The organism is Bradyrhizobium sp. cf659 (assembly GCF_900113725.1).
Classification (GTDB): Bacteria; Pseudomonadota; Alphaproteobacteria; order Rhizobiales; family Xanthobacteraceae; genus Bradyrhizobium.
On sequence record NZ_FOQJ01000002.1, the window covers coordinates 256,117 to 278,328 of the forward strand.

The window sequence follows — 22,212 nt, forward strand, 5'->3', positions numbered from 1 at the left end:
GTTAGGCGCCGACGCCGTCGATCAGCTCCTCGTCGGCGATCGCGGCGAAGGCTCGCACCATCTCCCGCTGCGCCGCGGCATCCAGCGGCACGACCGGCAATCTTGTGGCCGACGACATCAGACCCAGCACGCTCAGGGCATTCTTGAGCGCCGCCGGGCTGTCCTTGGACAGACAGGTGATGAGCGGGATCAGGCGCTTGTGCAGGTAGCGTGCGGATTGCAGGCGGCCTTGCCTGACCTGAGAGAAGATCGTGCGGCAGAGATCCGGAGCGATGTTGGCGATCTCGGAGATCGCGCCGTCGCCGCCGCTCGCGATGTAGCCGAAGGCGGTGACGTCGTCGCCGGAGAGCAGGCGAAAGCCGGCCGGGAGCAGCCGGCTCAGGCGCATCGGGCGGGTGATGTCGCAGCTTCCATCGCGCAGGCCGACGAATTGGCGGGATTCGACGAGACGCACCAGCGTCTCATCGGCAAGCGGACGCAGCGTGCGGGAGGGAATATCGTGCAGGATCACGGGCAGGCCCATCCCGCCGGCGATCGCACGGAAATGCGCGAGCATCCCCTCCTGCATCGGCTTGTTGTAGGCCGGCACCACCGCCATGACGGCATCGGCGCCGGCCGCTTCTGCACGCCGCGCAAGTTCGATGACCTGGCTGGTGGAATTCGACAGCGCGCCGGCGATGATCCGGACGCGGCCGCGGGCGACATCGACCGCGGCGCGGATGACGAGCTCCTGCTCGGCCGGCGAGAGCGTCGGAGCCTCACCCGCCGTCTCGCAGACAACGATCGCCGGGACACCCGCCGCGATCTGGCGCTCGCAGAGCGCGGCGAACGCCTTGAGATCGATGGCGTCAGCCGCGTCGAACGGTGTCGGCAGGTCCGGAATGAAGCCGGTGAACCAGGCTGAGGGAGGTATGAACATGGTGCTTCGCCTGATGGCGCCGGCTCAGGCGGCGCGCTGCGCGATGTTGGCCTTGGGGCTCTTGCCCATGTCGAGCTCGATCTCGCGCGGCAGCTCGACGATGGTCTCCGGATGCTGTCCGTTCTCGAACAGCGCATATTTGACGGCCTGGGCACGGCTGACGAACAGGCCGCCATAGAGGCCGTTCTGCTCCTGCACGACCCATTGTCCCCGGTGGTTGCGGCCGATGAGGACGATGGTTGAGGTGGAGCTGCACGAGGGAGGTTCGACGAGTCTCACGGGTGTATTCCTTCTGAACGACGCCGGCGCGGGATGCATGTCCCTGCCTGCGGGCTCAATATCCTGTCTCGCGAATATGATTTCGAGGGCGGGGGCGCGGCGATCTCATAGGAAGGTCATAAAGCCGACCGCTCAGGCCACATCATTGGCAATGTGGACCAGCGCGAACAGCACACCGAAGGCAACAGCTTCGTCCCAATGATTGAGGGCAGGGCCGAACAGCGCTTCGCGCCTGACGAGGCCGGCGAGCGCGCACAGGATGATCGACATCCCGAGGAGGGCGGCAAGGCTTCGGCCGAAACCGACGCTGCCGAATGCGGCAAAGGCGGCGAGCAGCACGACGCGGACGGCGAAGCGTGCAATCACGCGCGCCGGGCTCAGGATATGCGGCATGTCCGGAGCTTGCGACAAGGTTGAACCCGTCAGGCTGCTCTAGCCGAAATTCTCGCAGGCGACCGGCTCGTAAAGCGGGTCCTGCACGGGACGAACCGAGGGAACGCTCGGCCGCGACACGTCCGTGGCCAAGGCCCGGACCTCGACGAAGGCCGACAGCAAGGCGAGCGCAAGGTCGGCGTGGCGTGCCTCGACCGCAGCGTCCAGCCAGTCCGGCAGCTCGCGCTCGCGCGAGAGCGCACAATGCCACTCGCCCTCGTCATAGGCGATGCGGCGGACCTGCCATAGCGGCAGCTCGAGCTCGATCAGCGCCAGCGCCGCATCGGCCCAGGCCTCGGCGTCGATCAGGCGCGTGACGCGTGCGGTGCGTTCGTTCTGGCCGAGGGAGGGGATGCGCCGGCAGGCGTGATCGATGACGTCGCGCATCAGCGGCCGTGTCATCGCCGGTGCCGCGCGAAGCCGCTGGCTGAGGGAAGGTGGGTCGAGGCGACGGAGAGCGGCGGTCATGTCAGGCCTCCTGGAGTTGGCGTCGGTCAGTCGGCCGGCGTCTCCAAGATGGCCAAAGCGGCATTTGAAAACGAGATGAGGATGGGGCGGGAGATATAAGGATTTCATAAGTGTGCGGGGAGGGCGAGGACGCAATGCGTGACGCACCCTCCGCCGTCGTCCCGGCGAAGGCCGGGACCCATAACCACAGGGAGAGGTTTGGCGAAGATCCGTGGTCACTTGCCCGCGCGACAGCTCCTCCCTGTGGTTATGTGTCCCGGATCTGCGCGCGCTTTGGGCGCGCTTGTCCGGGACGACGGCGAAAATCGCTTGGCGCGCGTCGCGTCATCGGAATCTCCTCGCCCTTTATGAGATTCCTATAACGTCGCCATAGCCCTCATCTCGAAAACCTATGCCCGTGCTGGCACTTCAGCACGGTCAAAAGTTCCGGCTGGTGCCGCGGAAATCCGTTGTGTTTCCCCGCCCGCGCCCGCCGGAGGTCCGAGAAGCGGTTGCGCCGGACACAAGGGCGCAACGAGGAGAATTCCCATGATGGACATTCTGATGCTGGCGTTGGGCTTCGGCTTCTTCGCGCTTGCGATCGGCTACACCTACGCCTGCGAACGGCTGTGACGGAGCACACCATGATCTTCGATTATGCGCTTGCCGGTGCCGTCTCGTTCGGCCTGCTGATGTATCTCACCTACGCGCTGCTGCGGCCCGAGCGGTTCTGACCCGTGCTGCTGCTTGTCGAATTGCTGCTGGCCGACGCCGCGCTCGTCGCGGGCCTGCTTGCGCTGCTCCTGCCGCTCTTGCGCCGGACACAAAGCCTGAAGGGTTAATGCCATGACTGTGATCGGTTGCCTCCAGATCATTCTTTTCTGCGTGATCATCGTCGCGCTGACCAAGCCGCTCGGCTGGTACATGACGCGCGTGTTCAACGGCGAACGGACGTTTCTGTCGCCGGTGCTGCGTCCCATCGAGGCCGGCATCTACTGGTTCTCCGGCGTCGACGAGAAACGCGAGCAGCACTGGCTGACCTACACGGTCGCCATGCTGCTGTTCCATGTCGGCGGCTTCCTGATCATCTACGGCGTGATGCGGCTCCAGGCCGTGCTGCCGTTCAATCCGGCCGGGCAGGCGGCGGTCGCCGAGGATCTCTCCTTCAACACGGCGATCTCCTTCATCACCAATACCAACTGGCAGAACTACGGCGGCGAGAGCACGCTGTCCTATCTCGTGCAGATGCTCGGCCTGACGCACCAGAACTTCCTGTCGGCGGCCACCGGCATCGCGCTCGCGGTGGCGCTGATCCGCGGCTTCTCGCGCGCCTCGACGCGCACGGTCGGCAATTTCTGGGTCGACGTGACGCGCTGTACGCTCTACGTGCTGCTGCCGATCTGCATCGTCTACACGTTGTTCCTGGTCTGGCAGGGCATTCCGCAGACGCTCGGCGACTACGTCGAGGCCACCACGCTCGAGGGCGCCAGGCAGACCATCGCGGTCGGCCCGGTCGCCTCGCAGGTCGCGATCAAGATGCTCGGCACCAATGGCGGCGGCTTCTTCAATGCCAACGCCGCGCATCCGTTCGAGAACCCGACCGCGCTGTCGAACTTCGTGCAGATGCTGTCGATCTTCGCGCTCGGTGCCGCGCTGACCAACGTGTTCGGCCGCATGGTCGGCAACCAGCGCCAGGGCTGGGCGATCCTGGCCGTGATGGGCGTGCTGTTCGTCGCCGGTGTCGCGGTCACCTACTGGGCGGAGGCCAGCGGCACCTCGATCATGCATGCGCTGGGCCTGACCGGCGGCAACATGGAGGGCAAGGAGGTTCGCTTCGGCATCGTCGCGTCCTCGCTGTTCGCGGTGATCACGACGGCCGCCTCTTGCGGCGCGGTCAATGCCATGCATGACAGTTTCACCGCGCTTGGCGGCATGATCCCGCTGATCAACATGCAGCTCGGCGAGATCATCGTCGGCGGCGTCGGTGCCGGCCTCTACGGCATGCTGCTGTTCGTCGTGCTCGCGATCTTCGTGGCGGGCCTGATGGTCGGCCGCACGCCCGAATATGTCGGCAAGAAGATCGAGGCGCGCGAGGTCAAGATGGCGATGCTCGCGATCCTGGTGCTGCCGCTGATGTATCTCGGCTGGACCGCGGTCGGCGTGGTCTATCCGGCGGCGGTCGCCTCGATGGCGAATGCCGGGCCGCACGGCTTCACCGAGGTGCTCTACGCCTTCACCTCGGCGACCGGCAACAACGGGTCCGCTTTCGCGGGTCTGACCGGCAATACCTTCTTCTACAACTTGACGCTCGCAAGCGCGATGTTCGTCGGCCGCTTCTTCATGATCGTTCCGGCGATGGCGATCGCGGGCTCGCTCGCCGCCAAGAAATCGATCCCGCCGTCGGCGGGCACGTTCCCGACCACGGGCGGGCTGTTCGTCGGCCTCGTCGTCGGTGTGATCCTGATCATCGGCGGCCTGACCTTCTTCCCGGCGCTCGCGCTCGGTCCGATCGTCGAGCATCTCGCGATGAACGCCGGCCAAGTCTTCTGATCGACAATCTTCTGATTGGTTTGGAGTGACCTCCATGGATACGATGAAACTGCAAAAACGTGCCTCGATGTCGGCAATGCTCGATCCCAGAATCGTGATACCGGCGATCCGCGCCTCCTTCACCAAGCTCGACCCGCGGCTGATGGTGAAGAACCCCGTGATGTTCGTGGTCGAGATCGTGGCCGCGCTCACCACCGTGATCTTCCTGCGCGACCTTGTCACGGGTGGCGCGAATCTCGGCTTCACCTTCCAGATCATCCTCTGGCTCTGGTTCACCGTGCTGTTTGCGAACTTCGCCGAAGCCGTCGCCGAAGGCCGCGGCAAGGCGCAGGCCGAGTCGCTGCGCAAAACCCGCACCGAGAGCCAGGCCAAGCTCCTGACCGACGCCGGCCAGGCCTTCAAGCTGGTCCCGGGCACCAGCCTCAAGGTCGGCGACATCGTGCTGGTCGAAGCCGGGGACACCATCCCCTCCGACGGCGAGGTGATCGAGGGCGTCGCCTCCGTCAACGAGGCCGCCATCACCGGCGAGTCCGCGCCGGTGATCCGTGAGTCCGGCGGCGACCGCTCGGCGGTCACCGGCGGCACGCAGGTGCTGTCCGACTGGATCCGCGTGCGCATCACCGCGGCGCAAGGCTCGACCTTCATCGATCGCATGATCAAGCTGGTCGAGGGCGCCGAGCGGCAGAAGACGCCGAACGAGATCGCGCTCAACATCCTGCTCGCCGGCCTCACCATCATCTTCGTGTTCGCCACCGTCACCATTCCGAGCTACGCGGCCTATGCCGGCGGCTCGATCTCGGTGATCGTGCTGGTCGCGCTGTTCGTGACGCTGATCCCGACCACCATCGGCGCGCTCTTGTCGGCGATCGGTATCGCCGGCATGGACCGCCTGGTGCGCTTCAACGTGCTGGCGATGTCGGGCCGCGCGGTCGAAGCCGCCGGCGACGTCGACACGTTGCTGCTCGACAAGACCGGCACGATCACGCTCGGCAACCGGCAGGCGACCGCGTTCCGTCCCGTTCGCGGTGTCACCGAGCAGGAGCTGGCGGACGCCGCCCAGCTCGCCTCGCTCGCCGACGAGACCCCGGAAGGCCGTTCCATCGTCGTGCTGGCGAAGGAGAAATACGGCATTCGCGGCCGCGACATGGCCGAGCTCGGCGCGACCTTCATCCCGTTCACGGCGCAGACCCGCATGAGCGGCGTCGATGCCGGCGGCTCGTCGGTGCGCAAGGGTGCGGTCGATGCCATGCTCAACTATGTCGGCGGCGGTGCGCCGCTGGTGGTTGCTTCCGGCAATACCGCCCGGGCCATCCAGCCGGCGGCGCTGTCGGATCTCGGACGCGAGGTCCAGGCCATTGCGGATGACATTGCCAAGGCGGGCGGTACGCCGCTTGCGGTTGCCAGGGACGGCAAGCTGCTCGGCGTCATCCAGCTCAAGGACATCGTCAAGGGCGGCATCCGCGAACGCTTTGCCGAGCTGCGCCGCATGGGCATCCGCACCATCATGATCACCGGCGACAATCCGATGACGGCGGCGGCGATCGCGGCGGAGGCCGGCGTCGACGACTTCCTGGCGCAGGCAACCCCCGAGGACAAGCTCAAGCTGATCCGTGACGAGCAGGCCAAGGGCAAGCTGGTCGCCATGTGCGGCGACGGCACCAATGACGCGCCGGCGCTTGCGCAGGCCGACGTCGGCGTCGCCATGAACACCGGCACCCAGGCGGCCCGCGAGGCCGGCAACATGGTCGACCTCGACTCCAACCCGACCAAGCTGATCGAGGTGGTCGAGATCGGCAAGCAGCTCCTGATGACGCGCGGCGCGTTGACGACCTTCTCGATCGCCAACGACGTCGCAAAATACTTCGCGATCATCCCGGCGATGTTCCTGGCGTTCTACCCGCAGCTCAACGTGCTCAACGTCATGAACCTGTCGAGCCCGCAGAGCGCCATCCTGTCTGCGATCATCTTCAACGCGCTTATTATCATCGCGCTGATCCCGCTCGCGCTGAAGGGCGTCGCCTATCGCGCGGTCGGGGCCGGCGCACTGCTCCGCCGCAACCTCTTGATCTACGGTCTTGGCGGCATCGTCATTCCCTTCATCGGCATCAAGGCGATCGACCTCGTCGTCGTCGCCTTGCACCTGGCCTAACCATTTCATTGCGAGGAGCGAAGCGACGAAGCAATCCAGAAGGTCAGTCTCCGTCATTCCGGGGCGCCTCGTAGAGGCGAACCCGGAATCTCGAGGTTCCGGGTTCGATGCCTTGCATCGACCCGGAATGACGGAGGCAGTTGGGTGACTTCGCTTCGCTCGCAATGACGGAGAAATAGGAGAAAACACATGCTCAGAGAAATCCGCCCCGCCATCGTCCTCTTGCTGGTGCTCACCGCCATCACGGGCCTGGCCTATCCGCTCGCCATGACCGCCATTGCCGGCGCGATCTTCCCCGCGCAGGCGCAGGGCAGCCTGATCGAGAAGGACGGCAAGGTGGTCGGCTCCGCCCTGATCGGGCAGGAGTTCAAGGACGACAAGTATTTCCACGGCCGCCCCTCGGCGACGCTGGCGCCGGACCCGAATGATTCGACCAAGACGGTGTCTGCGCCCTACAACGCCGCCAACTCGGGCGGCTCCAACCTCGGCCCGACCAGCAAGGCGCTGGCCGACCGGCTCAAGGAGGACGCGGACAAGCTCAGGGGCGAGAATCCGAACGCGGCCGTGCCGGTTGACCTCGTCACCACCTCGGCCAGCGGCCTCGACCCGGATATCTCGCCGGAGGCCGCGCAATTCCAGGTGCCGCGCGTTGCCAAGGCCCGGAATATGCCGGAAGACGCGGTGAAGCAGCTTGTGGCTTCCAGCGTCCAGGGCCGTCTGCTCGGCCTGCTTGGCGAACCGCGCATTAACGTATCGGCGTTGAACCTCGCGCTCGACCGTTCTGCCGCGAAGTAGCGGTCTAGGCTCGCGGCATCAGGATGATTATAGTTGTTGCGAAGCCTTCTTCTCCCTCTCCCCGCAAGCGGGGAGAGGGAAGTGACTGGCGGAGAATGCAACGGATGAGCAAGCCGCCCTGATGGTCCGAGAGCGCCGCGATCCCGAACAACGTCCGTCCCCCGAGGCGCTGCTGGAAACAGCGCGCCGGGAGGAAAGCGCGAGCGGCAAGCTGAAGATTTTCGTCGGCGCCGCTCCCGGCGTCGGCAAGACCTACGAGATGCTGCAGAGTGCCCAAGCCAAGCGCAAGGCCGGCATCGACGTCGTGGTCGGCTTCGTCGAGACCCATGGCCGGGCCGAGACCGAGGCGCTGGTGCGGGGGCTCGAAGTGGTCCCGCGCAAGAGGCTCGACTACCGCGGCCAGACGATCGAGGAGATGGACCTCGACGCCGTGATCGCACGCCGGCCGCAAATCGCGCTGGTCGACGAGCTCGCCCACACCAACGCCGCCGGCAGCCGCCATCCCAAGCGCTATCTCGACGTCGAAGAGCTACTCTCCCACGGCATCGACGTCTACACCGCCGTCAACATCCAGCACATCGAGAGCCTGAACGACGTCGTCGCCCAGATCACCCATGTCCGGGTGCGCGAGACGGTGCCGGATTCGATCTTCGACCGCGCCGATGCGATCGAGCTGATCGACCTCACGCCCGATGATCTGATCCAGCGGCTGAGGGAGGGCAAGGTCTACGTCCCGAAGCAGGCCGAGCGGGCGCTGGAACATTACTTTTCGCCGGGCAATCTCACCGCGCTGCGCGAACTGGCGCTGCGCCGCACGGCCGAGCGGGTTGACGAGCAGCTCCTCACCCACATGCAGGCCAACGCCATCGCCGGCCCCTGGGCCGCGGGCGAGCGCATCCTCGTCTGCGTCAGCGAGGACCCGCGCGCCGCTGGCCTCGTGCGCTACACCAAGCGGTTGGCCGACCGGCTGCACGCGCCGTTCACCGCGATCTCGATCGAGACCCGGCGCTCCCTCCAGCTTTCCGACGAGGAGCGCGACCGGCTCGCCGATACGCTGCGGCTCGCCGAGGCGCTGGGCGGTGAAGCCTTGACCATTCCCGCCGTCGGCCGCCGCATCGCTGACGACGTCGTCAATTTCGCACAAGGCAACAACGTCACCCAGATCGTGATCGGCAAGTCGACGCGCTCGCGCTGGTTCGAGATCACGCGCGGCTCCGTCGTGCATGACCTGGTGCGCCGTGCCGGCAATATCACGGTTCATGTCATCGCCGGCGACGATGTGCCGGGCGAGGCGGCGCCCAAGACCGCGGTGCAGACCGCGGCGCGGACGGAGCCGTTCAATCCGCTGCCGTATCTGAAGGCGCTCGGCATCGTGCTGATCGGTCTCGGCGCCGCCGAGCTGATCCAGCCCCGGTTCGGCATCGAGAACGTGGACCTCGTGCTGCTCACGGCGGTGGTTGCGGTCGCGGTCCGCTACGGCCTGTGGCCGTCGCTGCTTGCCACCGTCGCAGCGTCGCTGTCCTATAATTTCTTCTTCCTGCCGCCGATCTACACCTTCACGATCACCGATCCGACCAACGTCGCCGCCTTCGTGCTGTTCTTGGTGGTGGCGATGATCGTCTCCAATGTCGCCGCGCGCGTGCGCACGCAGGCCGACACCGCGATCGGCCGCATCAGGACCACCGAGCAGCTTTATGCGTTCAGCCGCAAGCTCGCCGGCACCGCCACGCTCGACGACGTCTTGTGGGCGACCGCCTATCAGACCGCGCTGATGCTGAAGGTTCGCGTGGTGCTGCTGCTGCCGGAGGACGGGCTGCTCACGGTGAAGTCCGGCTATCCGCCGGAGGACCAGCTCGATCAGGCCGACCTTGCCGCCGCCAACTGGGCCTGGAGCAATGATCGCCCGGCCGGCCGCGGCTCCGATACGCTGCCGGGTGCAAAACGGCTGTTCCTGCCGATGCGCACCGGACGCGGCCCGATCGGGGTGATCGGCATCGACAACGACCGCACCGGGCCGCTGCTGACGCCGGACCAGCGCCGGCTGCTGGATGCGCTGGTCGACCAGGGCGCGCTCGCGATCGAGCGCGTGCTGCTGGTCGAGGACATGGACCGCGTCAAGCGCACCGTCGAGTCCGAGCGGCTGCGCTCGGCGCTGCTGACGTCGATCTCGCATGATCTGAAGACGCCGCTCGCCTCCGTGTTGGGGGCGGCCTCCACCATGCGCGATCTGGCCGGCGCGCTGTCCGACACCGAGAAGCGCGACCTGCTGGCCACCGTGATCGACGAATCCGAGCGGCTCAACCGTTTCATCGCCAATCTGCTCGACATGACGAAACTCGAATCCGGCGCCATCGTGCCCAACACGGCGCTGCACGATCTCGGCGAGATCGTCGGCAGCGCGCTCCGGCGGGCGGCCAAGATCCTGACCGCGCACAAGGTGGAGCTGGTGCTGGCCGCCGATCTGCCGATGCTCCAGCTCGATGCCGTGCTGTTCGAGCAGGTGCTGTTCAACCTCCTCGACAACGCCGCGAAGTATTCGCCGGCAGAGACGACTATCTCCATCAAGAGCCAGCGCGAGCGAGATCAAGTGGTGCTCCAAATCGCCGACGAGGGCAGCGGTATTCCGCCGGACGAGGTCGAGAGCGTGTTCGACAAGTTCTATCGCGTGCAGAAGGGCGATCACGTCCGTCCCGGCACCGGGCTCGGGCTCGCCATTTCCCGTGGCTTCGTCGAGGCAATGCATGGCACGATCTCGGCCGCCAACCGCAGCGACCGGAGTGGCGCGGTCCTCACCATCCGTTTGCCCGTTCCGGCACAGACCCACGCATTGGATACCGCCGCATGAGTGCCGCCCCGATCAAGGTTCTGGTCATCGACGACGAACCCCCGATCCGAAAATTGCTGCGGATGGGGCTGACGACGCAGGGCTATGAAATCCTGGAAGCGTCAAACGGCAAGATTGCGCTGGAAAAGCTCGCTGAAGAGCCTGCACTGATCATCCTCGATCTCGGCCTGCCCGACATCCAGGGGCACGAGCTGCTCCGCACCATCCGGGCTCGCAATGAAGCCGTGCCGATCGTGGTGCTGTCGAGCCGGGGCGACGAGGCCGGCAAGGTGCAGGCGCTCGATCTCGGCGCCGACGACTATCTGACCAAGCCGTTCGGCATGGACGAGCTGCTGGCGCGCCTGCGCGCCGCGCTGCGGCACCAGCTCCAGGTGCAGGGCGAGCGCCCGGTGTTTCGTACCGGCGACCTCTCCGTCGATCTCGTCCGCCGCATCGTCAAGGTCGGCGAGCGCGAGGTCAAGCTGTCGCCGAAGGAGTACGATCTCCTGCGCGTGCTGGTGCAGCACGCCGGCAAGGTGCTGACCCACCGCTTCCTGCTCAAGGAGCTCTGGGACGAGCTGACCGATGCGCAATATCTGCGCGTCTATGTCCGCCAGCTTCGCCAGAAGATCGAAGCCGATCCGGAACGTCCGCAATATGTGCTGACGGAGACCGGGATCGGGTACCGGCTGAAGGCGGGGGATTAGCGCGCGTCGAGCAGCGGTGCGCAGGGCTTGCTTGGGGCAAACTCGTCATGGCCGGGCTTGACCCGGCCATCCACGCCTTGACGCTGGGCACGAAGAACGTGGATGCCCGGGACAAGCCCGGGCATGACGACTGAGGTTGTGGCGCGAGCCTGTTTCCGCATCGTCATTGCGAGCGTAGCGAAGCAATCCAGATTATCTCCGCGGAATGATTCTGAATTGCTTCGCTGCGCTCCTCCGGCTCCGGCAGCTCGATTGTCTTGCCGCTCGCCTTCCGCTTCACCAGCGCCTTCAGCGCGGTCTCGTACTCGTCCTTGAACTTGCTCGGATCGAAATGCGCAGCCTTGGTGTGCAGGATGTGACCGGCGAGCTCGACCATGTCCTTGGTGATCTTCGGGCTCTTGATGTCGTCGAAGAACTGGTCCTCGTCGCGGAGCTCATAAGGGTAGCGCAGCGTGGTGCCGAGCAGGCTCTTGCCGGGCGGCTCGATCGCGATGATGTGCTCGCGGTTGGTGAGCACGATTTTTGCGAGCGCCACGCGTTCCCTGTCCTTCATCGCATCGCGGATCACGGCGAAGGCGTCGAGCGCGGCCTTGCCGTCAGGGGCGACGTAGTAGGGGTGATTGAGGTAGCGCCTGTCGATCTCGTCCCGGGGGACGAAGCTCTCGATATCGATGGTGTGGTTGCTCTCGATCTGGACCGCCTCGAGCTCCTCCTTCTCCACCTCGACATATTTGCCCTTGCGCAGCTCGTAGCCGCGGGCCTTCTCGCCATCCTCGACGACGTCGCCGGTTTCCGAATCGACCATTTGCTGCTTGAGGCGATTGCCGGTCTCGCGGTTGATCATGTGAAACCGGGTCTTCTCGGCGGCGGTCGTTGCGGGATAGAGCACGCCGGGCAGCTGACCAGCGACAGCTTCAACGTTCCCTTCCAATAGGCGCGGGGGGCCATTCCATTCTCCAGCGTTTTCAAGGCGTTTTGGAACTCCAACCGGCGCGTCGGGTTTTGGTTCCGGATGGGACTTTTGCCGTGATAGGCTTGAAGCCGAAAGAGATGCGGGACCGGTCGTGCTGCGAAAACTCTCCACCTATCGACAGAAGCGGGACTTCGAGAAGACGCCTGAACCCTCCGGCGAGGCCCCGGTAGCCTCCTCGAAACAGCGCCGCTTCGTGATCCAGAAGCATGACGCCACCCGGCTGCATTACGATTTCCGGCTCGAGTTCGATGGTGTCTTCAAGTCCTGGGCGGTGACAAAGGGCCCCTCGCTCGATCCGCACGACAAGCGGCTGGCGGTCGAGGTCGAGGACCATCCGCTCGACTATGGCGATTTCGAAGGAACGATTCCGGAAGGGCAATATGGCGGCGGCACGGTCATGTTGTGGGACCGCGGCACCTGGGAGGCCGAGGACCCCGAGCGTGGCTTCAAGAAAGGCGACCTGAAGTTCACGCTGCACGGCGAGAAGCTGCACGGAAGCTGGGTGCTGGTCCGCATGCGCAATGATCGCACGGGCGGCAAGCGCACCAACTGGCTGCTGATCAAGCATCGCGACGAATATGCAAGCGAGGGCGAGGACATCCTTGCCGAGGACAAGTCGGTCGCCTCCGGCCGCGCAATGGCGCAGATCGCCGAAGGCAAGGGCCGCGCGCCAAGGCCGTTCATGCTGGCGAAGGGTGCCAAGAGCAAGGCCGATGCGGTGTGGCAGTCCAACCGCGTCGAGGAGACGAAGGGGCGCACCGTCGCGCCGGCGCCACGCGCGGCGTTGAAGGCCGGCAAGGCCCCAAGGACGAGAGCCACGACCGCTACAAATGCCAAAACGGTCTCGGAGATGCCGGATTTCGTTGCGCCGCAGCTCTGCACGCCGGTCGAGCGTCCGCCGGCCGGCGACGGCTGGTGCCACGAGATCAAGTTCGACGGCTACCGCGTGCAGCTCCGCATCGAGGACGGCAAGGCGACGCTGAAGACTCGCAAGGGTCTCGACTGGACCGACAAGTTCGCCTCCATTGCGAAGGAGGCGAGCTCGCTGCCGGAGGCCATGATCGACGGCGAGATCGTCGCGCTCGACCACAACGGCGCGCCGAACTTTTCCTCGCTCCAGGCCGCGCTGTCGGATGGCAAGACCGAGGACCTCATCTTCTTTGCCTTCGATCTCCTGTTCGCCGAAGGCCGCGACTATCGTCGCCTTCCGCTCGGGGAGCGCAAGGCGCGGCTCGGGGAACTGCTGGAGCAGCGCAAGCGGAAATCGAACCAGATCCGCTATGTCGAGCATTTCGTGAGCGGCGGCGACGCCGTGCTGCAATCGGCCTGCAAGCTCGAGCTTGAAGGCGTGGTGTCGAAGAAGCTGGACGCGCCGTACCGATCGGGGCGGACGGAGAGCTGGACCAAGGCAAAATGCCGGGCCGGCCATGAGGTCGTGATCGGCGGCTGGAAGACGACGGCGGGAAAATTCCGCTCGCTGATGGCCGGCGTCTATCGCGGCGATCATCTCGCCTATGTCGGCATCGTCGGTACCGGCTTCGGCGCCGACAAGGTCAAGCGCATCATGCCGCTCCTGAAGGAGGCGGCGTCGAACGACAGCCCGTTCGGCGGCAAGAACGCGCCGAAGAAGACGCGGGACGTGCACTGGCTGAAGCCTGAACTCGTCGCCGAGATCGAGTTCGCCGGCTTCACCGCCGACGGCAACATTCGTCAGGCCGCTTTCAAGGGGCTGCGGCAGGACAAGCCGGCTGAGGAGGTCGAGGCGGAAACGCCCGCCGATACCGAGCTCGCCAGGCCTTCTGCCGGAAAGCGCGCTCCGGTGAAGCCCGCAAGGAAGAAAGATGCCGGCGCCGCCGAGGTCATGGGCGTTGTGATCTCGAAGCCGGACAAGGAGCTGTGGCCGGATGGCGGCGACGGCGAGGGCGTTACGAAGCTTGATCTGGCGCGCTATTTCGAGGCGGTCGGCGGCTGGATGATCGCGCACCTGAAAGGCCGCCCCTGCTCGATCCTGCGCGCTCCCGACGGCATCGGCGGCGAGACATTCTTCCAGCGCCATGCCATGCAGGGCACCTCGAACCTGCTCGAGCTCGCCAAGGTTTCCGGCGATCGCAAGCCGTATTTGCAGATCGATCGCGTCGAGGGACTTGCCGCAGTCGCGCAGATCGGTGGCCTCGAGCTGCATCCCTGGAATTGCGCGCCTGATGCCTATGACACGCCGGGACGGCTGGTATTCGATCTCGACCCCGCGCCGGACGTCGATTTTGCGGATGTCGTCGAGGCGGCGAAGGAGATGCGGCAGCGCCTCACTGACGTCGGCATGGAGAGCTTCTGCAAGACCACCGGCGGCAAGGGCATTCACGTGGTGGTGCCGCTGCTCCACGGCGCGCGCGACAAGGTCAGCTGGAAGGAGGCCAAGGCGTTCGCGCAAGGTGTCTGCCAGTGGATGGCGGATGACGATCCCGAGCGCTATCTGCTCAACATGTCCAAGAAGCTGCGCAACGGAAAGATCTTTCTGGACTATCTGCGCAATGACCGCCTGTCGACGGCGGTGGCGCCGCTATCGCCCCGCGCCCGCGACGGCGCGACCGTGTCGATGCCGGTGACCTGGGCGCAGGTGAAGGGCGATCTCGATCCGAAGCGGTATACGGTGCGGACGGTGCCGGGCCTGCTGGCGCGTTCGAAAGCGTGGGAGGGCTATGACGATGCGGCCGCGTCGATCAAGGCCGCGATGAAGAAGCTCGCGGGGAAGATGAAGTAGGGTGGGCAAAGCGAAGCGTGCCCACCATCTCTTTGCATCGCGACGAAGAGGTGGGCACGGCGCATTGCGCCTTTGCCCACCCTACGACGTCAGTGGCTAGATCCGTCCCAGCAGCAGCAGGATCAGCAGAATGACGATGACGAGTCCGAGGCCGCCGCCGCCGTAATAGCCGGTGCCGTAGAACGGTCCGCCGCCGATGCCGCTGAAGCCGCCGAGCAGGGCGATGACCAAAATGATCAGAATGATCGTACCGATAGACATGCTAGTCTCCTCCCGCCCTTTGTTGAAAGGGTCGTTTGCACCTGTCCTCGTGCGGGAGCAACTTGCCGCAGGTTTTAAAGTTCCGGTTGTGAAACGGGGCGACAGGTGCAAGTTGCATGGAACCTTTGCCGCTTGAGCCGGCATGATGAAGAGAGATTCAATCAGCGCAGGACAAGGCCATGTCAGCACCGCTTGTCGTTTCAATTCCGCATCGTCTCGGCCGCGAGGAAGCGGTGCGCCGGCTCAAGGCCGGGCTTGGCCGCGCGGCGGCGAGCATTCCTGTGATGCAGGTCGAGGAGGAGCGCTGGAGCGGCGACAGCATGAGTTTTCGCATCCGTGCGCTCGGGCAGATTGCCACCGGCCAGGTCGACGTCGCCGACGACCACGTCAAGGTGCAAGTCGTGCTGCCCTGGCTGTTGCAGCGCTTTGCCGAGATGGCGCAGGCGACCATCCGCAAACGCGGGCAGTTGCTGCTGACCAAGGACGGGGGAAAGTGAGTTTCAGGCGCGCACGCGCTGCCGCGCAGGCCTGATGGCGCCCGCTGTGCGGGCCTCGATGACGGCCGCAGGAAAATCACGGAAAGCCTGCACGACCGGCAGTTCGTTGCCCGCAAGTCCCGGCGCGGTGTAGCCGGTGATGTCGATGGTGGCATCAAAACCTTCGAGTGCGGGCCATTCCCGGCCGCCTTGCGTGAATGGCGCGAACAGCCGCCCGACCACGACGATCGCCGCAGTGCGGTCGCGGCGACGGACGAAAGCGATGACATGATCGGCGTGCGCGCCACGCACCTCCAGCGACTGGTAGTCGCCCTGCGCAAAAACGCCGGCGAGCTCGTTGCGCAGCTTGAGAAGGTGCCGCGTCCAGGCCAGCTTGAGCTGGCCATCCGGCCAGGTCTTGATCAGGCTGCTCAAGTCGGGATCGGACAGCGAACCCAGCGCCGTATCCCGCCCGGAAAAATCCACCGGACGGCGGTTGTCGGGATCGACCAGCGACAGATCCCAGAATTCGGTGCCCTGGTAGAAGTCCGGGACGCCCGGCAGCGTTGCCTTGAGGGTGAGCTGGCTCAGCGAGTTCAACGCGCCGAGCAGCGCGAGGCGGCGCGCCAGGGTTTGCAGCGCTCCCAGGAATTCGCCCGATTGCGCAGGATCGAGGATCTTCGCGACGAAGTCTCGTAGTCCGGTCTCGTAGATCTCGTGGGGATTGAGCCAGCTCGTCTCTTCCTTGCCCTCGCGCGCGGCCTTCAGCGCGTAGGCCTGGATGCGCTCGACGAAACCAGCATCCGCCGGGCTCTGAAGCGGCCAGGCGCCGAGCAGGGTCTGGTAGAGCATGTATTCGAACGTCGCCGACGGCGCACGCAGATGGCCGTGGAGCGCGAGGTGCGGCGCGTTCAGCACTTTCCAGCGCGACACCGCGCTGGTCCATTCGCCGGGGATTTCGCTGAGTGCTGCGATCCTGGCGCGGGCGTCCTCGCCGCGCTTGGTGTCGTGGGTGGCGGTTGCCGTCATCCCCTGCGGCCACTCCCTGGCGCGCGCTCGCATGGCCTCGTGGAAGGCGGGAATGGCAAGGCCGGTGCTCGCGGGATCGCCGCCGACCTCGTTCAGCGCAAGCAGCCGGTGGAATTGGTAGAACGCGGTGTCCTCCAGCGATTTCGCCATCACCGGCCCGGTGAACTGCTGCACCTTCAGCGCGAAGCGGCGCACGCGTGGGGCGCTGTGCGGGGGCCGGCCGGGCTTGAGCAGGTCCATGGTCAGGGCGTCGCGCAGGAAGTCGAAAATGCCCTCGTCGGCGGCGAACCACTCTGCACGGGCACGTGCGATGGTGTCGTCGATCAGCTTGCGATCGTGCGCGGCTGGCGCGCTTGTCGTGAGATAGGTGCGATAGACCGGGAAATGCAGCACGTAGAGCTCGAGCGCCTGCCGCAGGCTGTCGGCCGAGAAGTCGCGGGTCGAATAATGCCCGTTGGCGATGCGCGCGAGCAGGCGCGTCAGCACGATGAATTCGCTGGTGAGCAGCGTCTCCAGCACCCGCCGCTTGGCCTCCTTGACGTAAGGGGCAAGCCGCGGTGAGCGATTGCTGACCTGCCGCCAGGTCTCGTCCAGCGCTTCCAGCCCCTTGGCGTCGACCAGCACTTGCGTGATGACGTTCATCCATTCATAGCCGGTGGTGCCCTGGACGCCGGCGAAATGCGGCAGGCGCTCGTGCTCGCACAGGATCTTTTCGATCACGGTGTAGAACGGCTTGGTGTTGCCTTGCGCGTCGCGCACCAGCCGGCGCAGCCGCTGGCAGTACTGGGCGGGATCGCGCAGGCCGTCGATGTGATCGAGACGGATGCCGTGCAGCTTGCCGTCGGCAATGAGCTGCTTCACCAGGCGGTGCGTGGCGGCGAATGTGCCGGGGTCCTCGACGCGCAGGCCGGCGAGGCCGTTGACGTCGAAGAAGCGGCGGTAGTTGATGTCGCTGGAGGCGAGCCGCCAGTGGCCGAGCTTGTAGTGCTGGCGTTCCAGCAGATGATGCAGCGCCAGCGTCTGCGCCGGACGATCCTTGGCCGCACGATAGGCGGAGAGGCCGCGCGCGATGATGTCGGCCGCGCCCGCGATCTCCTTCAGCTCCGCCTTGAAGCCTGGGGCTTCCTTGCGGTTGGGGCGGCGCAGGCCGGTGTAGCGCGCCGCGAGCGAAAGCAGGCGCTTGCCGGCCTCCGTCTCGGCGGCATCGGCTTCCTTCACGAACATCCGCAGCATTTCGCCATAGCGCTCCGGGGCAATCGGCAGGCGATGCTCGAAATACCAGGCAGAAAGGCTGCCTTCGCCGGCATCGTAGCGCAGCTCGATGTCGCCGCGCTCCAGCGCCTCGCCATAGGACGACCCGAGGATCGGCAGCAGCACGCCGCCGCGGGCGCGGTGGGGCAGCAGATCCCAGTCGATATCGAAGGCGACCGCGTGCGGCGAAGTCGGTCCCCATTCCAGCACGTCCAGCCACCAGGGATTGTCGGCAAAATGCACGCCGACATGGTTCGGCACGAAGTCGATGATGAGGCCGAGGTCGTTCTGCCTGAGAGCCTCGCTCAGCCGCGCAAAGCCGGCCTCGCCGCCGAGCTCCGGATTGAACTGGCTGTGATCGACGGTGTCGTAGCCGTGCGTCGAGCCCTTGCGCGCCTTCATCACCGGCGAGGCATAGAGATGCGTGATTCCGAGCGATTTGAGATAAGGCACCACCGCGGCAGCCTTGTCGAAGTCGAAATCGGCGGTGAGCTGAAGCCGGTAGGTCGCCAGAGGAATGGCCGGAGGCATGTCAACCTCCGAGGCGCCAGACCACCGACCAGGGCGGAAGCCGATCGCCGGCCGCGCCGCCCCAGATCGGCGTGCCCGCGCTGTCAGTGGACATGATCTCGTGATCCGAGAGATTGGCGAGGAGGCGCAACGTCGTGCCGTCGCCCATGCGCCAATGCGCGCGGAGCAGGCCGTTATCGCCCGCCTCGGCGTCGCCGAAGCTCGCGCCTTTCAGCCGCGGCATGATCTCCTTGCGGCGGAGCGCGAGCAGGTCACGCACCAGCCCAAGCCGCGCATCCTGCTCCGGCGTTCGGCCGCTCCAATCGAGCACTGCTGACAATGGTGTTGCCGGATCCAGCGGGTCGGGCACTTCGTCGCCGTATTTCTCGTAAGCCCAGGCATATTCCTGCCTGCGTCCCTTGCGCACGGCGTCGGCCAGCCCACCCTGGAAGTCGCAAAAGAACGGGAAGGGGACCTTCGAGCCCCATTCCTCGCCCTGGAACAGCATCGGCACCATCGGCGCCAGCAGCGTGACCGCGAGCGCGGCTTCGATCTGCCGCGGTGATGCCAGGCTTTCGAGCCGGTCGCCGAGCGGACGGTTGCCGATCTGGTCGTGGTTTTGCAGGAAGTTGACGAAGGTCGCCGGCGGCAGCTCGCGGCTCGGCTCGCCACGCGGCTTCTTGCCCCAGAACTCCGAGATCTCGCCCTGGTAGACGAAGCCCGAGGCGAGCGCGCGTGCGAGATCCATCCGCGGCGTCTGGTAGTCGGCATAATAGCCGGCGAGCTCGCCGGTCAGCATCACATGCCAGACGTGGTGATAGTCGTCGTTCCACTGCGCGCGATATCTGCCGTTCGGCGGCTCCTGCGCGGCGTCGAGCAGGCTCGCGCGGTTGTCGCCGTTCTCCAGCACGAGATGGATGTGCCGTCCCGTGGCCTTGGCAAGCTCGCCGGCGGCGACGCTGAGGTCTTGCAGCATCGACTGCTCGCCGGGCATTGCCATGATGTGGTTGGCGGCATCCAGCCGCAGGCCGTCGAAACGATAGTCGCTGAGCCAGGACAGCGCATTCTCGACCGCAAAGGCGCGCGCCTGCGACACGCGATAGTCGATGGCGCTGCCCCAGGGTGTGTGCGCGTCGGTGAAGAAGCTCGGCGCATAGCGGCCGAGGTAATTCCCTTCGGGGCCGAAATGATTGTAGACGACGTCGAGGAACACCATCAACCCGCGCAGATGCGCCTCGTCGATCAGCGTCTTCAGGTCTTCGGGACGGCCATAGGCGCTGTCGGGCGCATACCACAACACGCCGTCATAGCCCCAGCCACGGCGGCCGGCGAAATCGGCCAGCGGCATCAGTTCAAGCGCCGTGATGCCGGTCGCCGTGAGATGATCGAGCCTGTCGATCATGGCGCGGTAGGTACCCTCCCGCGTGAAGGTGCCGACATGGCTCTCGATCAGCACCGTCTCTTCCCAAGGACGGCCACGCCAGTCGCGCGCGCGCCAGGCGAAGGCGTCATGATCGATCACCTCGCTCGGGCCGAACACGTCCTCGGGCTGGAAGGCGGAGGCCGGATCGGGCACGTCGATCTCGTCGTCGATCCTGAACTTGTAGGGACTGCCGGCGGTCAGGCCGGCGATCTCGGCAACATACCAGCCGTCCTGCCGGCGCTGCATCGCGTGCTTTCGGTCGAGCAGGAGATCGACGCGTCGTGCGCCGGGCGCCCACAGGCGGAACGACACGCCGTCCTTCGTCGGCCTCGCGCCGAAGGATGGCCTCATAGCGCCCCCGCGAAGGCGAGCACGGAGCGCGGCGGCGCCTTGCTGTCGCTCCCTGGCGGGAAGTCGATCGTGTTCAGCTTGGCATCGGTCGTATTGAGGATCTGCTGCCAGCTCTTGTATTCGGTCATCTTGGGCAATTTGAATGCGATTTCTTCGGGGGCGGCGTTCAGTACGATAAAGATCGCGGCCCCACCCGGTTCCATCGGCCCCATCACATAGGAGAGGAACCGCCCTTCCGGGAATTTCCAGTCGTTCTCCGTCATTTCTTCCCCGGCAGGCGTCAGCCACAATGCGCCGTAGGACAGGCCGTCCTTGGGGCGGCCGTCGAGCCAGCGATGGCTGCGAAGCTGCGAGAAGCGGCGGCGGATGTCGGCGAGATCGGCGACGAAATCGACCATGTCGTCGCCGTCCTTGCCGAGATTGCCCCAGCCGACCCAGCCGACCTCGTTGTCCTGGCAATAGGCGTTGTTGTTGCCGGACTGCGAATTGCCGACCTCGTCGCCGGCGAGAAGCAGGGGAACGCCCTGCGCCAGAATCAGGCAGGCCAGCACGTTCTTGCGAAGCTGGCGGCGCAAGCCGAGAATCCCGGGATCGTCGGTCGGCCCTTCGACACCGCAATTGTTGCTGTGGTTGTCGTTGGAGCCGTCGCGATTGTCCTCGCCATTGGCTTCGTTGTGTTTCTCGTTGTAGCTGAAGAGGTCGGCCAGCGTGAAACCGTCATGCACGGTGATGTGGTTGATGCTGGCGCGCGGCCGCCGGCCGTCGTGGTTGAACAGGTCGGATGATGCCGTCATGCGGCTGGAGATGTCGCCGATCAGGCTGCCTTCGCCGCTCCAGTAGCGACGCATGGCGCTGCGATAGCGGTCGTTCCACTCCGACCATTGCGAGGGGAACGCGCCGACCTGGTAGCCGCCGAGGCCGAGGTCCCAGGGCTCGGCGACGAGCTTGACGGCTGCCAGCACCGGATCCTGCCGGATCGCGGTCAGGAACGAGATGCCGCGGTCAAAACCGTTCGGCCCGCGCGCCAGCGTGGTGGCGAGGTCGAAGCGGAAGCCGTCGACATGACAGACCTCGACCCAGTAGCGCAAGGAATCCATCACCATCTGCAGCACGCGCGGATGGGTGAGGTTCACCGACGAGCCGCAGCCGGTGAAATCGTCGTAATAGCGCGGGTTCTCGCGGTTCAGCCAGTAATAGGAGGCGTTGTCGATGCCGCGATAGCACAGCGTCGGGCCGAGATGGTTGCCCTCGGCGGTGTGGTTGTAGACGACGTCGAGCATCACCTCGATGCCGGCATCGTGCAGGCGCGCGACCGTGGTGCGGAAGGAATCGAGCGCGTTGTCCTGGGCGTAGCGCGCCTCGGGTGCGAAGAAGGACAGCGTGTTGTAGCCCCAGTAGTTGGCGAGCTTCTTCTCGACCAATATGCGGTCGTCGACGAAGCTGTGGATCGGCAGCAGCTCGATCGTGGTGACGCCGAGCCTCTTCAGATGCTCGATCATCGCCGGCGAGGACAGGCCGCCATAGGTGCCGCGCAAATTCGGCGGAACGTCGTCGCGCTTCTGGGTCAGGCCCTTGACGTGGGCCTCGTAGATGATCGTGTCTTCCCAGGCGATGTTGGGGCGGATCTCGCGCCGGCCCCAGTTGAAGGTCTCGTCGACCACGACGGCCTTAGGCATGCCGCGCGCATTGTCGCGCCGGTCGAAGGACAGGTCCTCGCGCGGGCTGCCGGTGCGGTAGGCGAAATGCGCATCGCTCCAGACCAGCCGTCCGGCGAGCCGCTTGGCATAGGGATCGAGCAGCAGCTTGTTGGCGTTGAAGCGGTGGCCGTGCTCGGGCTCGTAGGGGCCGTGCACGCGATAGCCGTAGAGCTGGCCCGGCGAGACGTCGTTGAGATAGCCGTGCCAGACGTCCTCGGTCCTTTCCGGCAATTCGATGCGCTCGAGCTCGCGGCGGCCCTGCGTGTCGAACAGGCAGAGCTCGACCTTCTGTGCGTTGGCCGAGAACAGCGCGAAGTTGGTGCCGCGTCCGTCCCAGCTTGCGCCGAGGCGTGCGGGCGATCCAGCAGTCAGGCGCATCGG

16 protein-coding genes and 1 pseudogene are annotated in these 22,212 nt (G+C 65.7%); 8 read left to right on the forward strand and 9 right to left on the reverse strand.

What is annotated here, in order from left to right:
* Position 1: 1 nt before the first annotated feature.
* The 4 genes from dapA to BM118_RS10365 form a co-directional block, all read right to left on the reverse strand.
* The gene (gene dapA / locus BM118_RS10350) at positions 2–919 is read right to left on the reverse strand and encodes a 4-hydroxy-tetrahydrodipicolinate synthase (RefSeq protein WP_092184867.1); all 918 of its coding nucleotides are present in this window, start codon (positions 917–919) and stop codon (positions 2–4) included.
* A 24-nt stretch (positions 920–943) separates the two neighbouring features.
* A complete protein-coding gene (locus BM118_RS10355; protein WP_177234183.1) occupies positions 944–1,198 on the reverse strand; it encodes a hypothetical protein in 255 nt (84 codons plus the stop codon).
* A gap of 132 nt (positions 1,199–1,330) precedes the next feature.
* Positions 1,331–1,591 (reverse strand): hypothetical protein, encoded by a 261-nt coding sequence (locus BM118_RS10360; RefSeq protein ID WP_092184871.1) that lies wholly within the window; start codon positions 1,589–1,591, stop codon positions 1,331–1,333.
* Positions 1,592–1,630: 39 nt separating this feature from the next.
* Entirely contained in the window at positions 1,631–2,098 is a 468-nt protein-coding gene (locus BM118_RS10365; protein WP_177234184.1) for a hypothetical protein, read from the reverse strand.
* Positions 2,099–2,721: 623 nt separating this feature from the next.
* On the opposite strand from BM118_RS10365, the gene BM118_RS10370 reads away from it, so the two are divergent.
* The 6 genes from BM118_RS10370 to BM118_RS10395 all read left to right on the forward strand — a co-directional run bounded on the left by BM118_RS10370 (position 2,722) and on the right by BM118_RS10395 (position 11,102).
* Positions 2,722–2,811 (forward strand): K(+)-transporting ATPase subunit F, encoded by a 90-nt coding sequence (locus tag BM118_RS10370; RefSeq protein WP_091879689.1) that lies wholly within the window; start codon positions 2,722–2,724, stop codon positions 2,809–2,811.
* Positions 2,812–2,923: 112 nt separating this feature from the next.
* Positions 2,924–4,627, forward strand: a complete 1,704-nt coding sequence (kdpA, locus tag BM118_RS10375; protein ID WP_092184875.1) for a potassium-transporting ATPase subunit KdpA — start codon at positions 2,924–2,926, stop codon at positions 4,625–4,627.
* A gap of 34 nt (positions 4,628–4,661) precedes the next feature.
* Complete coding sequence (kdpB, locus tag BM118_RS10380) at positions 4,662–6,776, forward strand: potassium-transporting ATPase subunit KdpB (RefSeq protein ID WP_092184877.1); 2,115 nt, start codon at positions 4,662–4,664, stop codon at positions 6,774–6,776.
* A gap of 189 nt (positions 6,777–6,965) precedes the next feature.
* Positions 6,966–7,571 (forward strand): K(+)-transporting ATPase subunit C, encoded by a 606-nt coding sequence (locus BM118_RS10385; protein WP_092184878.1) that lies wholly within the window; start codon positions 6,966–6,968, stop codon positions 7,569–7,571.
* Between the two features lie 121 nt (positions 7,572–7,692).
* On the forward strand, positions 7,693–10,416 hold the full coding sequence (locus BM118_RS10390; RefSeq protein WP_092184880.1) for a sensor histidine kinase: 2,724 nt from the start codon (positions 7,693–7,695) through the stop codon (positions 10,414–10,416).
* The gene (locus BM118_RS10395; protein WP_027546913.1) at positions 10,413–11,102 is read left to right on the forward strand and encodes a response regulator; all 690 of its coding nucleotides are present in this window, start codon (positions 10,413–10,415) and stop codon (positions 11,100–11,102) included. Before BM118_RS10390 ends, BM118_RS10395 begins: the two co-directional genes overlap by 4 nt.
* 226 nt (positions 11,103–11,328) lie before the next feature.
* Here BM118_RS10395 and ku read toward each other — a convergent pair.
* A pseudogene (gene ku, locus BM118_RS10400) lies at positions 11,329–12,050 on the reverse strand (non-homologous end joining protein Ku); the annotation flags it as partial.
* A 116-nt stretch (positions 12,051–12,166) separates the two neighbouring features.
* On the opposite strand from ku, the gene ligD reads away from it, so the two are divergent.
* Positions 12,167–14,833, forward strand: a complete 2,667-nt coding sequence (ligD, locus tag BM118_RS10405) for a DNA ligase D (RefSeq protein WP_092184882.1) — start codon at positions 12,167–12,169, stop codon at positions 14,831–14,833.
* 96 nt (positions 14,834–14,929) lie between these two features.
* On the opposite strand, the gene BM118_RS10410 is transcribed toward ligD, so the two are convergent.
* Complete coding sequence (locus tag BM118_RS10410; RefSeq protein WP_007595743.1) at positions 14,930–15,094, reverse strand: DUF3309 family protein; 165 nt, start codon at positions 15,092–15,094, stop codon at positions 14,930–14,932.
* Between the two features lie 179 nt (positions 15,095–15,273).
* Here BM118_RS10410 and BM118_RS10415 point away from each other — a divergent pair, with 179 nt between their 5' ends.
* Positions 15,274–15,591: a polyhydroxyalkanoic acid system family protein gene (locus tag BM118_RS10415; RefSeq protein ID WP_092184884.1), complete on the forward strand. Its 318-nt coding sequence runs from the start codon at positions 15,274–15,276 to the stop codon at positions 15,589–15,591.
* A 3-nt stretch (positions 15,592–15,594) separates the two neighbouring features.
* Here BM118_RS10415 and treY read toward each other — a convergent pair whose 3' ends face one another.
* The 3 genes from treY to glgX are packed head-to-tail and all read right to left on the reverse strand — an operon-like array spanning position 15,595 to position 22,209.
* Positions 15,595–18,381 (reverse strand): malto-oligosyltrehalose synthase, encoded by a 2,787-nt coding sequence (gene treY, locus BM118_RS10420; protein WP_092184886.1) that lies wholly within the window; start codon positions 18,379–18,381, stop codon positions 15,595–15,597.
* A 1-nt stretch (position 18,382) separates the two neighbouring features.
* Complete coding sequence (treZ, locus tag BM118_RS10425; RefSeq protein WP_092184887.1) at positions 18,383–20,134, reverse strand: malto-oligosyltrehalose trehalohydrolase; 1,752 nt, start codon at positions 20,132–20,134, stop codon at positions 18,383–18,385.
* Positions 20,131–22,209 carry a glycogen debranching protein GlgX gene (glgX, locus tag BM118_RS10430; RefSeq protein WP_092184889.1) on the reverse strand — a complete coding sequence of 693 codons (2,079 nt, stop codon included), beginning with the start codon at positions 22,207–22,209 and terminating at the stop codon, positions 20,131–20,133. Before glgX ends, treZ begins: the two co-directional genes overlap by 4 nt.
* Positions 22,210–22,212: the final 3 nt, after the last annotated feature.

Coding starts and splice junctions, on each gene's coding strand:
- BM118_RS10370 (WP_091879689.1), top strand. CDS start 2,722: ATGATCTTCGATTATGCGCTTGCCGGTGCCGTCTCGTTCGGCCTGCTG.
- glgX (WP_092184889.1), bottom strand. CDS start 22,209: ATGCGCCTGACTGCTGGATCGCCCGCACGCCTCGGCGCAAGCTGGGAC.
- dapA (WP_092184867.1), bottom strand. CDS start 919: ATGTTCATACCTCCCTCAGCCTGGTTCACCGGCTTCATTCCGGACCTG.
- BM118_RS10360 (WP_092184871.1), bottom strand. CDS start 1,591: ATGCCGCATATCCTGAGCCCGGCGCGCGTGATTGCACGCTTCGCCGTC.
- BM118_RS10365 (WP_177234184.1), bottom strand. CDS start 2,098: ATGACCGCCGCTCTCCGTCGCCTCGACCCACCTTCCCTCAGCCAGCGG.
- BM118_RS10410 (WP_007595743.1), bottom strand. CDS start 15,094: ATGTCTATCGGTACGATCATTCTGATCATTTTGGTCATCGCCCTGCTC.
- kdpB (WP_092184877.1), top strand. CDS start 4,662: ATGGATACGATGAAACTGCAAAAACGTGCCTCGATGTCGGCAATGCTC.
- BM118_RS10385 (WP_092184878.1), top strand. CDS start 6,966: ATGCTCAGAGAAATCCGCCCCGCCATCGTCCTCTTGCTGGTGCTCACC.
- BM118_RS10415 (WP_092184884.1), top strand. CDS start 15,274: ATGTCAGCACCGCTTGTCGTTTCAATTCCGCATCGTCTCGGCCGCGAG.
- BM118_RS10390 (WP_092184880.1), top strand. CDS start 7,693: ATGGTCCGAGAGCGCCGCGATCCCGAACAACGTCCGTCCCCCGAGGCG.
- treY (WP_092184886.1), bottom strand. CDS start 18,381: ATGCCTCCGGCCATTCCTCTGGCGACCTACCGGCTTCAGCTCACCGCC.
- BM118_RS10395 (WP_027546913.1), top strand. CDS start 10,413: ATGAGTGCCGCCCCGATCAAGGTTCTGGTCATCGACGACGAACCCCCG.
- treZ (WP_092184887.1), bottom strand. CDS start 20,134: ATGAGGCCATCCTTCGGCGCGAGGCCGACGAAGGACGGCGTGTCGTTC.
- kdpA (WP_092184875.1), top strand. CDS start 2,924: ATGACTGTGATCGGTTGCCTCCAGATCATTCTTTTCTGCGTGATCATC.